We start from the raw sequence: 15,333 nt of genomic DNA on the forward strand, positions 1-15,333 counted from the left end.
CATGGACCACCGCCTCTCCCCCGAACTGGAAGAACTCCGCCGCACGGTGGAGGAGTTCGCGCACGACGTCGTGGCGCCGAAGATCGGCGACTTCTACGAGCGGCACGAGTTCCCCTACGAGATCGTCCGCGAGATGGGCCGCATGGGCCTGTTCGGGCTGCCGTTCCCCGAGGAGTACGGCGGCATGGGCGGCGACTACCTGGCCCTCGGCATCGCCCTGGAGGAGCTGGCCCGCGTCGACTCGTCGGTGGCGATCACCCTGGAGGCAGGGGTCTCCCTCGGGGCCATGCCGATCCACCTCTTCGGCACCGAGGAGCAGAAGCAGGAGTGGCTGCCGAGGCTCTGCGCCGGGGAGCTGCTGGGCGCCTTCGGCCTCACCGAGCCCGACGGCGGCAGCGACGCGGGCGCCACCCGCACCACGGCCCGCCTCGACCCGGCCACCGGCGAGTGGGTGATCAACGGCAGCAAGTGCTTCATCACCAACTCGGGCACGGACATCACGGGGTTGGTGACGGTCACCGCGGTCACCGGCCGCAAGCCCGACGGCAAGCCGCTGATCTCCTCGATCATCGTGCCCTCCGGCACCCCCGGCTTCACGGTCGCCGCCCCCTACTCCAAGGTCGGCTGGAACGCCTCCGACACCCGCGAGCTGTCCTTCGCGGACGTCCGGGTCCCGGCGGCGAACCTGCTCGGCGAGGAGGGCCGCGGCTACGCCCAGTTCCTCCGCATCCTGGACGAGGGCCGCATCGCCATCGCGGCCCTCGCCACCGGCCTCGCCCAGGGCTGCGTCGACGAGTCGGTGAAGTACGCGAAGGAGCGGCACGCCTTCGGCAGGCCCATCGGCGCCAACCAGGCCATCCAGTTCAAGATCGCCGACATGGAGATGAAGGCCCACACGGCCCGCCTGGCCTGGCGCGACGCGGCGAGCCGCCTGGTCGCGGGCGAACCGTTCAAGAAGGAGGCGGCCCTCGCCAAGCTCTACTCCTCCACCGTCGCCGTCGACAACGCCCGCGACGCCACCCAGGTACACGGCGGCTACGGCTTCATGAACGAGTACCCGGTGGCCCGGATGTGGCGCGACTCCAAGATCCTGGAGATCGGCGAGGGCACCAGCGAGGTCCAGCGGATGCTGATCGCACGGGAGTTGGGGCTGGCGGGCTGAGCCGGCGGCTCCGGCCGGCCGGGTCCTGGTCACACCTCACACCGAGCCGGTCGCAGCCGTCGGGCGCCACGCCATCACCGCGGGGCGCTCTCAACCTCCTCCCGGGCCGGTGCTCGTGGATGCCGTGGTCAGCTCTCCTCCGCGGCGCGCCGGGCGAGCCGCCGGCGGGCCCAGGCGACGAACGGCGGGAAGACCGCGGCGGCCTCGGCTTCGTCCACCAGCCCCGCGACCATCTCGACCGGGTCGTCGTCGATCCGGAGCAGGATCTCCGTCATGGGCCGGCCCCGTAGCCGCACCGGTTCGCCGTTCGGATTGACTCGCGTCTCCTCCAGCAGGGTGCTGCGGTCGAGGAGGCGCACCGTGTACGGGACGGCGTCCGAGGCGAGGATCCGGGCCAGTTCCCGCCCGCACACGTCACGCGTGTCCGGCTCCGTGAAGGCCCATCTGCCGCGGAAGTACCCCTCCTCCTCGGGCTGGTGCGCGGCCACGTCGGGCGAGATCACCGTGTAGGTCGCAAGCGCGCCACTGGCGTCGGGAGTGCCCGGCTCGGCAGTGGCACCATCCAGAAGCTCGCTTCGAAGACGACTTGCAGGGGATCGACCGGGTGCGCGTCGATCTGCAGGAAGGCGTGATCGCCGTTCGGTGCGTCGAGCCGGAACCGCCCGCCCTTCCTGGCGAATCCGGCCGCCTTCACGACGGGAGTCACGTACTGCTTGACGAGGGTGTCCAGAGGGTTCACGGGTGCGTCTCAGTGGCCGCTCGCGTCCTCGAAGACGACCCGTAGGTTCGGGCGTGCGGGGTCGTCCCCCGGGATGCCGGGGGGCAGCACGGGGGCCAGCACGCGGAACACCTCGCGCATGGCCCGGTCGTCGTACCCGGCGAGGGTCTCGGTGGCCTGGAGGAGCAGGCCACCACCGCGCAGTTCCCGTACGGCGTGGAAGGCACCGGTGGCCGCGAGGCGCTGCGCGCCGCCGAGTCGGGTGGCCAGTTCGGAGGGGACACCGGTGACCCAGGAGTAGCCGCGGAGGTGGGCGCGGGACTCGCGCAGGTACCTGCGGTGGGTGCGCCCCAGAGCCGCCTCCAGGTCGGGGGCGTCGTGGAAGTTCAGGTAGTCGACGCGAGCGAAGACCGGGTTGGCGCCGTCGAGGGCAGCGGCCAGGAAGCCGACCAAGCCTGTGCAGAAGGCCGGGTCGGCGATCCGGTCGCCGGCCAGGAGAGCCGCCGTCAGACCGGTATGGCTCCCGCCCCGGCCCTCGTGCTGGCTGCCGACGCGCCCGAAATCGTCGACCCATTCGTCCTCGTCCGCCGACGGCTCGTGGAAGCCGACGTTGGCGTAGAAGGGGTGCGGACGCAGGGCGTCGGCGAGCACGGGCCAGTTCTGCCGGACATCCTTGAGCCGGGTCATCTGGCCGTCGCTGAGCGTCTGGGTGACCACCGCGTAAGAGTCGCTGGTCTCCTTCGTGTCACCCGAGAAAAAGGAGTCGATCGCGGTACGGAACCAGTGGACGACGAGGTCCCCGCGCGGTCCGGCCGACTGTTCGTCGAGCGTGGCCCAGATGGTGACGTCCATGCTGGGTGCTTCATCGTCCATGAGGGCCTTCTCCTTCTCCCGTTGTTCCCGACTCTACTGGCCGCCCTGCTAGGCGAAGGCTCCGCCCGTCAGGCCGTTGAAGATGAACCCCACCGTGAACAGCACACCGGTGAAGACCATTACTCCCGCTCCGGCCTTCTGTGCGCCCGGCGACACCTCGAAGCCACCCGCCGCCCCGCCTGCCGAGGCCACCCCGGTCGGGCCCGGCGCGGGTTCCAGAGCCGGCGCGTCGACCGTGCCCGGTGCGGTTTCCTCGACCGGTGCCGCGGTGCTGGCGCTGGGCTTGGGGCTGGGGCCGGGCCTAGGCGTGGGATTGTCGCGGTTCTTGCTCCCGTAGAAGCGCATGCCGGGGAACTCCGCCTTGGACCAGACGTTCACGATGCCCTCGCGGGACGCCGCCCGGCCGGACAGCAGGCCGGGGCCGCGCTCCACGCTCCGGTCGTCGCCCTCGTCCTCCAGGTAGTCCGACATGCCCTCGACATACCGGGTCAAGTCCTTCGGTCCGTCGGTCTTGCCGTACGCATTCCCCGGCTTGACCTCCCAGATGTACACCTTGTCCTTCGTCCAGAGGATCACGTCGGCGGCGCCGTCGTTGCCGGTGTCGTTGCCGCTCGCGCCCGGGACGGAGTTGGCGGTGGTGCCGCCGTCGCCGATGTCGACCGTCACATAGCCCTCGACCTTGTATTCCATGGCCCACACCTGCGCGGCATAGCCGGATTGGCAGACGGCGGCGTCGTGGCCGCTCAGGTGGAAGGTCAGGGCGCAGGCGGAGCCGACGTTGCTCTTGCCGCCGTGGCGGACGACCGTCTTGCCGCCGCCCTTGCCGTTGTTGCCGGAGCCGGACGAGGAGGCCTTCTTGGTGTGGGTGACCGGCATCCCGCCCCGGCACTCGATCAGACCCTGCGCGCACTCGATGAGCTGCTCGCCGCTCGGGTCGGAGAACGAGACCGGGTTGTTCGCGGCGTAGGTGTAGCCGTTGAGGGTCTGCGGCTTGTCGGTCTCCAGGAGCGGGTCGGCGCTGATGAAGCGGCCCGTCGTCGGGTCGTACTCGCGGGCGCCGATATGAGTCAGGCCGGTGCTCGCGTCCGCCGTCTTGCCGAGGAAGGCCTTGTCGTCGGGCCAGCTGCCGGTGCCGCCGGAGCGGGTGGCGCCGAAGGGCGTGGTGTAGCGCTTGGTGACGGCCTGGGTCGAGGAGTTGAGTGCGACGCTCGACGTGCCGTGCTGGTCGGCGGCGAGCCAGCACAGAGTGTCGGTGCCGGTCTTGTTGCTGCGCAGGGCGACCGCGTTGCCGTCGAACCCGTAGTAGCGCTGTGCCCAGTACTTGCCGGTGGTGTTGTCCAGGTGAACCTCGGTCGTGCCCAGGTAGAGGACGGTCTCGCCGGAGGCGTTGCGGCGGACGAGCAGGTTGCCGTCGGCGTCGTAGACGTATCCGGTGGTGGAGGTGCCCTCCTTCAGCTCGGCGAGCTTGCCCTCGGGCGACCATGTGAGGGACTGAGTGGCGGTGCCGTCGGGGCGGCCGGTGGTGTTGCCCGCGGTGTCGTAGCCGTAGACGGGTGTGACGCCGGTGCAGGAGGCCGCCGTGGTGGTCGCGTTGAGGGCGTGCGGCTGCGTGGAGCTGTAGCAGTAGGTCTTCGAGGAAGTGGCGGCCGTCGTGTGGGCGGTCTCGGTGGCGCGCAGGCCCGAGTCCGTGTAGGTGTACGACGTCCAGTACGCGCTCGGCCCGCCCAGCCCCGAGGTGGTCCGGGTCGCCGTGCAGTCGCCGTCGGCCGGTGTCCAGGCCTCGGTCAGCCGGCGGTGGCCGTCGTAGGCGAAGCACTGGTTGTCCGCGGACGAGGTGCCTCCCAGCGTCGTCGGGTCCTTGATGGAGGTGACGTTGCCGGTGTCGTCGTAGGTGTAGTTGAGCTCCTGGAGCTCGTAGCCGTGGGTCTGGTCGGTCAGCACCGCCTGGGTGAGCCGGCCCGTGCCCTCCTCGTAGGTGTTGGTGAGATAGGCCTTCTTGGTGCCGGTCGCGGTGGAGGCGCCCAGGGTCAGCTGTTCGGTCTGGCCCAGGGCGGAGTAACTGACGCCGAGCACATAGCCGCTGGCACCGGAGAGGCTGGTGGGCAGGCCCGTCCCGTTGTACTCGGAGGTGACCTTCTCGGCCGCGAGGCCGCCGGCGGCGGGTTCGTCGATGTACTGCTGGGTGCCGTCGATGTTGTAGTAGGTCGAGAAGTCCAGCGTGGCCTTCACCGCACCGGAGGTGACCAGCGCGTCACTCGACGGCAGCACCAACTGGGTTGCCGTGGCGTGGTAGTTGGCGTCGTAGGCGGTGACCTTCTTGGTGTATGCCGAGCCGCTCACGTAACGAGTCGTGGAGTCCAGCTGGCCCTTGTAGAGCGTGTCGTACGCCCAGGCGGTCAGCTTGTTGGCGTCCGTCTTGGACCCGCTCCACTCCCCCGTCCTGCGCCCGAGGACGTCGTACTCGTAGAGCAGGGAGGTGCTGCGCGAGTCGGTGACCTTGGCGACCTGGTCCAGGGCGGTGTACTCGGTGCTCGTCTTGCCCTTGTCCGGATCGGTGGCGGATGCCTGGCGGCCGTACAGGTCGTAGTCGTAGCTCCACTTGGCCTTGTCGGGCCCGGTCACCGTGGACTGCTTGCCGTCGAGGGTGAAGGTGAAGCGGGTGCTGGTGTAGGGGGCGCCGCTGCTCGCGCCGTAGTCGGTGTCGGCCGTGGCGGTGCCGGCGTACTCGCGACGCTCGACCGTGCGGCCCAGCGCGTCGGTGATGTCGCGAGTGGCGGAGCCGCCGGGCAGGGCGGTGACGGCGGTGGAGTCACCGGTGTAGCTGGTCGCGGTCGACCAGCGCTTGACACCGTAGACGAAGAGGGTGTTGGTGGTGGGCCGGCCGGCCGGGTCGAAGGCCGTCTCCGTCTGTTTGGGGGCCTCGCCGTACTCGGCACGGGTGTAGGTGCCGGTCGGTGTGTGGTCCTGGTCGAAGATGTCCGCGTACGTCTCGTAAACCAGGCCCCGGTTGTCGTAGCGGGTGTCGGTCAGCAGGCGCCCGCCGAGCGCCGTGGGCGCCTGTGTCTGCAGGGTGCGCAGCAGCGAGTCGTAGACGGTGTAGGTGGTGTTGTAGGTATCGCCGTCTGCCTTGAGCGTGCCGGTCGAGGTCCAGGACGGCTTGTCGGCCGTCACCGAGTAGTCGTACGTGTAGCTGGCGCTCTGGCCGCCGGAGTGGGAGCGGCTCGGCAGCCAGACGGCGGTGGTCCGGCCGAGGGCGTCGTACGCCGTCTCGGTCAGTTTGGTGTTGACGTCGTAGACCTTGGTGATCTGGCCGCTCGCCGGGTCGTGGTAGGTGTACGACTTCTGCGTCTTGGGGTTGGTCACCACCATCCGCGTCAGCGGTCCGGCCGTGGTGGGTGTGTAGGCGACGGTGGTGGTGTTCTTGCCGGCGTCGGTGGTGGTCACCACGCGGCCCAGGCTGTCGAAGGTGCTGGTGCCGGTGGTCTGCCAGGCGGTCGGGAGGCGCTCTCCGCCGGTAGCTGAGGCCGGGTATGCGGAGGCCCGGCCGGCCCAGGTCTTGAGGCCCTTGGTGGGGGTCTGGCTCGCGCTCCACGCCGTCGCGGACGTGTCGTCGTAGTAGCTCGCCGTGTCGGACAGGATGTCGCCGCGAGTGACGGACGAGGCCGGCAGGGACAGCGAGGTCTCGCCGACCGAGCAGGCACGGGCGACCGAACGGGTGCGAGAGACAAGGGAGTTGATGCTGGCGGCCTCGTTGCGGGCGTACCAGGTGCGGGTGCAGGTCTCGTCGCCGCTCTTGGCGGTGTCACCAGCGTCGTCGACGGTGGCGGCCATGCCGTAGTCGTCGTAGGTGGTGGCGGTGGTGCGCGTGCGCCAGCCCGCGGTCGCCGTCAGATAGGTGTGGGTGTAGGTCTTGGCGGTGCGGACGTAGTAGGCCTCGCTGTCGGCGTACGACTTGTGCTGGGTGGCGGTCCTCTTCGACCAGGGGTCGTTGACGGTGACGGTCACCGGAGTGGAGCCGTTGTAGGCGATCTGCTCGCGCAGCATGCCGGAGTACTGCTCGGTGTCCGTCTGGTCGGGCACGTCAAGGCCGGTGAAGCCGATGCCCCTGACCGACGCGGTGCGGCGGACGTCCGGATCCAACTTACCGTCGGAGCCCAGCAGTCGGTCGCCGTTCATGCCCTGCTGGTACACGGAGACAGTCTTCGTCGCGGAGGCGCCGACGCCCTTGGTGGTGGTCACCTTCCCGTAGCCGCGCCAGATGGACCAGGTGCGCTCGTCGGCGGAGACCAGCGGGTTCTCGTTGTAGCGCCAGGCCGGGTCGGAGTAGCTGTAAGAGGTCTCCACCGCGTCGTTGTGGCCAGTCGGGTCGGAGACGGTGACGGCGAGGACCCGGTACTTGTGGAACCAGTCGATGGTCGACTCACTCGCGCCGTTGATGCCCCAGTACTGGGGATAGCAGGACTTGGCGTTGTCGTCTTCGGCGGCCGGCATGTTCGAGCCGCGCACGCACTCCGGTTCGGAGAGGGTGACGCGGGTGATGGAGCCGGTCTCCGAGGAGATGCTCTCGATGCGTGGGCGGGACAGCGGGAGGATGTCGTCGGTGGCGTCGACCCGGTTCTCCCGCATCTGGTAGGTGAAGGTGATCGGGTCGAGGGAGATCGCGGTGCCGTTCTTGCCGGTCCGCTTGATGCTCTCGAGGGTCAGGGTCTGGTCGGTGCTGTCGCCGATGTCGCCGCCGTCCAGGTACTGCTGGGTGAACGCCCAGGTGTCGACGGGCGTGAAGGCGCTCGTGCTCGCCGACCAGGCCCAGGTGTCGAGCTGGGTGAGCCGCTTGCGGGTGAAGAAGGCCGGGCTGTGCGCGTCGCAGTCGGCGTCCTTCTTGCAGATCGCGTCGTAGGGCACGTCGGGCCAGTCGGGCGCGGTGGAGTCCTTCAGCTCGGAGCAGTCGGTCGCGGTGCAGCGCTCCTGGTAGGTGAAGGTCACCTTGTCGGAGGTGACGCCCGTGAACAGGGTGTCCTTGTTCTGGCCGTAGAGGATCTTGTTGAGATAGCCGCCGCGGGTGTACTCGGTGGTGGCCGTGGCAGCGCCGTTCTTGCCGTAGGCGTTGGTCTCCTTGGTGTACCAGTAACTGGCCGCGTTGCCGCTGGTGTCCTCGACGTAGTCCAGGTTCCAGCGCCAGGCCTGGGTGGCCGCGCGGTCGGCGAAGTCGGAGCCCTGGTCGTAGCCGGGTTCGCCGGAGTCGTCGCCGTAGACGGGCACGGTCCACACGGAGTTGGTGCGCTCGGTACCCGCGCCGGCGAGCTTGTTCAGGCCGAAGACGTACTTGGTGCCGTCGCCGGTCGTCACCGTCCAGTACTCGCCGTCGCCGTCGCCGTTGTCGGCGCCGGTGGAGTGGGTGACGGTGGACGCGTCGTCGTTGGCCAGCCGCCAGACGCCGCTGGTGTCGTCCTTGACCAGCTCACTGGACTTGCCTTCAAGGACGAGCGAGGCGTTGTCGTACTTCCAGCACAAGTCGTGCTTGTCGTCCTGACCGTCCTTGTCGCAACTGCCGTACGACCGCTCCACATAGGAGCTCGCCGACAGGTCGAAGCCCTCGCCGATCTGGGTCGTCTGGTTGTTGGTGGAGGCCGTACGGCCGTCGATGCTCCCCGATTCGTACGACAGTTGCAGTGCGGGCGCAGGGCCCGCGGCGGCGGGTGGCACGCTCATCGGGTAGGACCAGGTGAACGAGCCGGCGCTGCCGCCCGCCTCCCAGGTCGAGGACGAGGAGAGCGGGGTCGCGGTGTAGGTGCCGGCGCCGGAGGAGGAGCTCGTGGAGGTGGCGGCGAGGGCGAGGACGGTGGCGTTCGCGGTCATCGGGACGTCGGCGGAGACGGTCTGCTTACTGACGTCGTTGTCCGAGGCCACGGGGGTGCCGGTACGGCAGGCGGCCTTCTCCGGTGTGGTCAGCGCACACCCCGGCAGTCGCACCACCCCCAGCCGCCCCGACCAGCCACCCCCGTACGCCGACGCGAACCCCGAGTATTCCAGGGTGAGATGGGCCCGGCCCGGCTTCGTGGCCGTCGCCGTGAGCAGGACGCCCTTGATGCCCGCCGCGGCCGTGGTCCTGCGGTCGAGGACACGGATCGACGCGTCGCCGCCCGCCACGTTGCCCACGCCGCCCCGGGCGACCGTGACCGGGAGCCCGCCCGGCTCGGTCGTGGTGCGGACCGAGCGGCTGGTGGGCACGGCGACGGTCACCCGGGCCGGCTTGGGCCAGGCGGCGTGCTGTTCGGCGGCGGCCTGGCGGGCCTGGGCGGAGTTGCGCTCGCGCGCCGCGGCGACGGCCGCGCGGGCCTTGGCGGCACCGAGGCCGGTGACCGCGCGCACCTCGCTGTCTCGTTGTTTCGGTACCTCGGGACGTCCCAGGCCACCCGTCGCGGCCTGGGCCGGAGTCGCATCGGGCAGCGCGCCGGTGGCCAGTGCGACGGCCAGCGTCACCACGATCCCGGCGCGTCTACCGCGCAGCCAACGAACCACTTTCGTACCGGTGTTCACGACATACCCCTGTCAAGGCACGACCGCACACGCGGCCACGGAGGGAAAGAAGTCGAAGGAAGGCGGGCGGCGTCAGCCGCCGATCATGGTGTCGACCTGGGTACCGTCGGCCGCCGCGCCTGCCCACATCCGGATGTCGGAGATCCGGCCGGGCAGGTAGTGACCCCAGGCGCTGTTCACGAAGCTCTTGCCGACAGCGAGTTCAGCGGAGCCGAGGACTGCGGTGTACGGGGTGTCGGTGTCGTTCTGCGTGGAGTCGAGGTAGAGGGCGATGGTGCCGGCCTGCGCGTCGTACACCCCGGTCAGTCGCACCCGGCTGCCGACCACGGCCGCGCTGTCGGAGTCGACAGCGGTGAAGGTCCCGTCGATGCCGAGCCGGCCGAACCGCCAGAAGCCGACGGGGACTTCGTACGGGTTGTCCTCGTCGTCGAACCGGGTCTCGGTCCCGGTCGTCTCGTACCACAGGCCCCAGGCGGAACCGTCGGCGGTGCGCTGGCCGAGGACCTGGCCGATGAAGCCCATGCCCTTGGCGTTCAGTACGGTCTGGTCGAGTTCGATCTCGGTGGTGACGGTGAAGGAGCCGGTGTCGTCGAGGACCGGTCCGGCGGTGGTGGCCGCGTCGTCGGTGCCGTCAAGGACGATCGCCTCCCCGTCCAGCGAGGCGCCTCCGGTCAACGTCAGCGAGCGCCCGTAGCCGGTGACGGTGTCGGCGAGTGCGGTGCCGCTCGCTCCCTCCGGGTTCCAGGCGGCGACCATCTCGGTAGCGGTCGCGGTGCCGCTGGGGTCCAGCAGCCTGGCCTCGGTGGCGACCTCGGTCGGTGTGAGCGCCTTCTGGAAGACGGCGGCCTCGTCGATACGGCCCTTCCAGTACTGCGTGTAATCGCCGTAGACGTAGCTCGCGCGACCGAACTGCAGCGCCCCGTCCGGGGTCTGCTTCTCCCCGCCGGCCGGCACAGCCACCGGGTCGCCCTGCGCGCGTCCGTTGACGTACAGCTGGATGGTCTTCTCGTCGGCGTCGTAGACGGCGGCCACCTGGGTCCACACCTTCAACGGCTGGCCCTCCAGGGTGGCGCCCTTGGTGACGAAGTGCCGGGTGCCGGAACTGTCGGACCAGTTGAAGCGGAAGACGAATCGCTTGACGCCGCCCGAGTAGTAGAGGACGAACCCGGAGTGGTCGGTACCGGTCTGGGACATGACCGCCCGGTACTCGGTGCTGTCCGTCAGATAGGTCCACGCCGAGACGGTGTACGAGGACTGGGTGTTGACGGCGGCGGAAGCGGTCGCCGCGTATCCCGCCTGCCGGGTGGTGTCGGAGGTGTCGTTCAGCCACAGGGAGCGGTCGCTGGAGCCACGACGACCGAAGCCGGACCAGCCGGCGCCGGTGGTGTAGAGGGTGGCCGGGTGGCGTGTCCCCTGCGCCGTCGCGGAGTCGGAGGCCAGCGTCTCGCCGGAACCGACCGCGCTGTCGTTGAAGTTCCAGCGTCCGGCGGCCCCTTCGCTCTCCCGCACGTTGAACTTCACGCGCGCGATGGCGCCCCAACGTCCACTGCCCACGTTGTCCAGCGCCCGCACCTGGAGCACCTGGGTGCCGGCCAGCTCCGGTGCGATGGCCCTCTTCACCGTCGTCCCGGAGACTGTGGCCGACCAGGAAGCAGCGGAGGAGAGTTTGTAGCGGTAGCCGACGACCGTCGACTGGTCACCGGAGGCCGGGGAGAAGGTGAAGTCGTCCTTCACGCCGGGACCGCCGGCCGGGTCGCAGAGGTTGGCCGTGCACGCCGTGTACGTCGAGCCGAACGAGATGACCGGGGCCTTGGGTGCCGTCGTGTCGACCTTGAAGTAGCACCAGCCCTTGGTCGTCACCGTGCTGTGCGACTCCAGATAACTGTTGCCGCTGTTGTAGTAGGAGCGGGTGAACACGGCCATCCGGTATGTCCCGCCCTCCGCCAGCGTCACCGGCGAGCTGACCTCCACCTTCTTCCCGTCGCCCGTGTAGGCGGGGCTGACCGGTCGCACCGGTTCGGTGACCACGCTCCAGGTGTCGTCGCCGTTCTTCTTCTGCACGTAGAAGCGGGTGCGCAGGTTCGCCTCGGACTCGCCGCCGGCGAGTGTCTGGGCGACCGCGGTGAAGGTGGGCGTGGGGTCCGACAGGACGTCGGGGTCGTCCGCCTTCGTCTCGCACGAGGAGATCTCGCCCGAGAGGACGCCGGGGCTGGTGGGCGGCGCCGGGACGCCCACGTAGTCGACGTCGAGCACGGCGTCGTCGTCGAACCGCTTCCAGCCGTTGGGGTCCGACTCGTTGTACGCCTTCAGCATCAGCGTGAGGCGGGAGAAGTCACCGGCCGCGAAGGCCTTCACCGTGTTCGTGAGGTTCTCGTAGCTCTGCGCCGGATCGTCGTTGAACTCGATGGGCGCGTCGGGCTGGCTCGGGTCGCAGGCCGTGCCACGACCGGCCGACACGGTCCGGTCGCCCATGATGTCCCACTTGTCGGTCGGGCCGGGCCACCGGGTCGCCGAGGAGATGTTCGGGGTCCGCACCAGTTGCACGGTGGTGTGCGTACACGACATCGACCAGCGCTCGGTCACCCGGAACGTGGCGTCGAGGACCCGCTTGCCACGCAGCGCCGTCGGCGCGAACTCGAAGTACATGCGCTGCTTGTAGCCGGAACCGCAGTAGTAGGCGTAGCCGCCGGTCACATAGGTGCCGCAGTAGCCGACGCCCTTGCCGTCGTCGCCGCCCGAGAAGTTGTAGAAGGTGTCGCCGTCGGAGGACAGCAGGGTGCGCTCGGATTCGCCCCAGGAGACGTCGGGGTCGATGTAGAGCGGGTAGACCGTGTCCCCACCGGTCAGCAGGGCGGTGTCGGGAACGACGGTGATGGAGTCGGCGTCGGCCGTGACCGGCAGTACCGCGGAGGCGTCCCCGTCGCTCGGTCCCGCCGTCGGGTCGGGGGCGTGGTCGCCGTCGGCCTGGACCTGTTCTTCCGCGGAGGTCAGCGACATGGTGGACGCCCCGGATGCCGCGGTGTCGCCCGCGGAGTCCCACTGGCGCGCGCTCGGCGTGCGGAAGACCGCGTTGCCGTTGTCGTCCAAGGCGTTCAGACCGCCGCCCGCGCCCGCGCTCAGGGTCAGCCCCTGAGTCCGCACGGGGAAGTCCAGCTCCTTGAGCTCGTCGCTCGCCGCGGCCTCGGGTGTCTTGACGACGAGTACCTCGCGATAGCCCTCGGTGGTCGCGGTCATCCTGAGGTCCACACCGGGCAGCACTTCGGGATAGACGGCCGAGGCTCCGTCGAGGTTCGGCTCAGGCAGGGTGCCCGGCCAGCCGACGGTCAGCGAGTGGCCGCCCTCGGTGACCGTCACGAGGTCGGCGCCGTCACCGCCGCCGGAGAAGGACACGTCCGCGACCGTCGCCCTGGTGCCGACAGTGCCGTCGGCGCGGCGCTCCAGCGTGGCGTCCGGCTGCGCCCAGGAGCCGTCGGACTGGCGGGCACGCACCGGCACGGTGGACAGGCTGAGGGAGAAGGTGGAGCCGTCCGGGTTGGCGTAGGTGGTGGCGTATTCGGTGCGCTCGCTCGCCACCTCGACCCGCTCGCCGCTTTCGACTGCCTCCTGGGCGGCTTCCTGCGCGTCGGTGAGATTCGTCGGCGATTTCTGCTGCTGCGCGACGGACGTTACGGAAACGGCGGTTGCCGGAATCGCGCCGAGTGTTCCCAGGCCCACCGCGAGGACCGTGGCAAGACTCAACCAACGTCCACGCGCATGTTTTTGATGACACGTCAGCACAGACACACCGGCCCCCCGTGAGTCACAAGTCCCCAACGGGCGCAATTTTTACGCACCTTGACCGTTCATAGTCAAGATTGATCCGTCAATTGCCCTCCCTTTGCTCGAATTTCCGAAACAGGGAGGGACGCAGAGGAGAACACGCGGAAAACGCGACCTCAATGACGGGCGACACACGGGCGATCGCGAGCCACCCTCCCCGGCCCCCCACCCTTGGCCACAATGTGAGGTTAGGCTAACCTAATCTCCATCCCGTCCGGCGGTGTTTCCGCACGTCCGAAAGCAGCCACACCTATGTCCAACGTCAGAGCAGCCCACCTCTCCCGCCGTGGCATCCTCGCCGCGGGCGGCGCCCTCGGCCTCGGCGCCGCGCTCGCGGCCTGCGGTGACGACGACGCGAAAAGCGGCTCCTCGGACAAGGAGACGACGGCCGCCAAGTCCGGCCCCTGGACGTTCAAGGACGACCGGGGCACGACCGTGAAGCTGGACAGGTCCCCGGCGAACATCGTCGCGTTCGTGGGTGTCGCCGCCGCGCTGTACGACTACGGCATCACCGTCAAGGGCGTCTTCGGCCCGACGAAGACCAAGGCCGGCAAGGCCGACGTCCAGGCCGGCGACATGGACATCAGCAAGCTGACGATCCTCGGCAACGAGTGGGGCCAGTTCAACGTCGAGAAGTACGCGGCGCTCGCCCCCGACGTCCTCATCACGACGATGTTCGACGGCGCCGGCACCCTCTGGTACGTCCCGGACGAGTCCAAGGACAAGATCGCCAAGCTCGCCCCGAGCGTCGGCATCTCGGCCTACGACCGCCAGCTGACCACCCCGCTCCAGCGCGTCTGGGCCCTCGCGGAGTCGCTCGGCGCGGACATGACGGCCAGTAAGGTCACCGACGCGAAGAAGCGGTTCGAGGACGCGTCCTCCCGGCTGCGCGCCGCCGCCAAGGCGCACCCCGACATCAAGGTGCTGGCCGGCTCGGCCGCCCAGGACCTGTTCTACGTCTCGGGCTCCGACCTCTCCGTGGACCTGGAGTACTTCAAGGCCCTCGGCGTGAACTTCGTCGAGCCGTCGGCGTCCGTGCTGAAGGCGAGCGGCGGCTGGTACGAGTCGCTGAGCTGGGAGAACGTCGACAAGTACCAGGCCGACATCATCATGATGGACGACCGCACCGCGACCATCCAGCCCGCCGACATCACCCAGGCCACCTGGAAGAAGCTCCCCGCGGTCAAGGCCGGCCAGGTCATCGCCCGCTCCCCCGAGCCGATCTTCTCCTACGACAAGTGCGTCGCGACGGTGGAGAACCTCGCGAAGGCGCTGGAGACGGCCAAGAAGGTCAGCTGACCGCCCCGACAGTTCGTACAACTTCCTGAGTCCCAGGAGCTCATATGACGACGGCCGTAGCCGCCCCGTTCCGTTTCTTCTCCCTCCAGGTCGTACGGACGAGGCGGCTCGGTCCGTCTCTGGTCCGGGTCACCTTCGCCGGCGCCGACCTGGCGCACTTCCACTCCCAGGGACGCGACCAGTCGCTCTCCCTGTTCCTCCCGGCCGAGGGGCACACCGAGCCCGCCGTGCCGATCGGGCTAGGTGACAGCTGGTGGCAGGGGTGGCGTGAACTCCCGGACGACGTACGGGCCGTGATGCGCTCGTACACGCTGCGGGAGCTGCGCCGCGACCCCGACGAGATCGACATCGACTTCGTGCTGCACGGGATCGAGCCGGGGGCGGCCACCCCTGCCGGGCCCGCCTCCCGCTGGGCGGCACGGGCGGGCGCCGGGGACCGGGTGGTCCTGCTCGGCCCGGCCGTCGCCGACAACCGGGCGATCCGCTTCCGGCCGCCCGCGGACACCGACCTGGTGCTGATCTGGGGTGACGAGACCGCCGTTCCGGCCGCGACCGCCGTCCTCGAAACGCTGCCCGCCGGGACCCGGGTGCGCGCCTGGCTGGAGGTGCCGTGCGCCGGGGACGTCCAGGACGTGGCGACGGACGCGGACGCGGAGATCACCTGGCTGGTGGGCGGACGCGACGCCACGGCGGAGATCCGGGCCGCGCAACTCCCCTCCCACACCCACCCGTACGCCTGGATCGCCGGGGAGTCGGGGCGGGTGAAGGAGCTGCGCCGGCACCTCGTCGGCGAGCGCGGGATCGACCGGCGCCGGGTCACCTTCGTCGGGTACTGGCGGCAGGGCCTGACGGAGGAGCAACTCCGGGCGGCCGGCGAGTAGTCACGGCCACCGACGTGACGGCTGTCACGGGAGGGGCAGCGCTT

The 15,333-nt window shown here is 69.7% G+C and carries 8 protein-coding genes; 3 read left to right on the forward strand and 5 right to left on the reverse strand.

The window, feature by feature from the left end:
* Position 1 precedes the first annotated feature (1 nt).
* A complete protein-coding gene (locus AB0D74_RS10650) occupies positions 2 to 1,162 on the forward strand; it encodes an acyl-CoA dehydrogenase family protein (RefSeq protein WP_362582941.1) in 1,161 nt (386 codons plus the stop codon).
* A 128-nt stretch (positions 1,163 to 1,290) separates the two neighbouring features.
* On the opposite strand, the gene AB0D74_RS10655 is transcribed toward AB0D74_RS10650, so the two are convergent.
* From AB0D74_RS10655 to AB0D74_RS10675, 5 genes are all read right to left on the reverse strand, one after another.
* Entirely contained in the window at positions 1,291 to 1,665 is a 375-nt protein-coding gene (locus AB0D74_RS10655; RefSeq protein WP_362582944.1) for a hypothetical protein, read from the reverse strand.
* Entirely contained in the window at positions 1,662 to 1,901 is a 240-nt protein-coding gene (locus tag AB0D74_RS10660; RefSeq protein ID WP_362582947.1) for a hypothetical protein, read from the reverse strand. Before AB0D74_RS10660 ends, AB0D74_RS10655 begins: the two co-directional genes overlap by 4 nt.
* Before the next feature lie 9 nt (positions 1,902 to 1,910).
* A complete protein-coding gene (locus AB0D74_RS10665; protein WP_362582950.1) occupies positions 1,911 to 2,753 on the reverse strand; it encodes a hypothetical protein in 843 nt (280 codons plus the stop codon).
* Positions 2,754 to 2,801: 48 nt separating this feature from the next.
* Entirely contained in the window at positions 2,802 to 9,290 is a 6,489-nt protein-coding gene (locus AB0D74_RS10670; protein ID WP_362582953.1) for an RHS repeat-associated core domain-containing protein, read from the reverse strand.
* A 72-nt stretch (positions 9,291 to 9,362) separates the two neighbouring features.
* Entirely contained in the window at positions 9,363 to 13,028 is a 3,666-nt protein-coding gene (locus tag AB0D74_RS10675) for a LamG domain-containing protein (protein ID WP_362582956.1), read from the reverse strand.
* A 333-nt stretch (positions 13,029 to 13,361) separates the two neighbouring features.
* On the opposite strand from AB0D74_RS10675, the gene AB0D74_RS10680 reads away from it, so the two are divergent.
* Both AB0D74_RS10680 and AB0D74_RS10685 read left to right on the forward strand, forming a co-directional pair.
* Positions 13,362 to 14,408, forward strand: coding sequence for an ABC transporter substrate-binding protein (locus tag AB0D74_RS10680; protein WP_362582959.1), 1,047 nt, complete (start codon positions 13,362 to 13,364; stop codon positions 14,406 to 14,408).
* Positions 14,409 to 14,452: 44 nt separating this feature from the next.
* Positions 14,453 to 15,289, forward strand: coding sequence for a siderophore-interacting protein (locus AB0D74_RS10685; RefSeq protein ID WP_362582962.1), 837 nt, complete (start codon positions 14,453 to 14,455; stop codon positions 15,287 to 15,289).
* Positions 15,290 to 15,333 lie beyond the last annotated feature (44 nt).

Source organism: Streptomyces sp. NPDC048278, from assembly GCF_040652195.1.
Classification (GTDB): Bacteria; Actinomycetota; Actinomycetes; order Streptomycetales; family Streptomycetaceae; genus Streptomyces.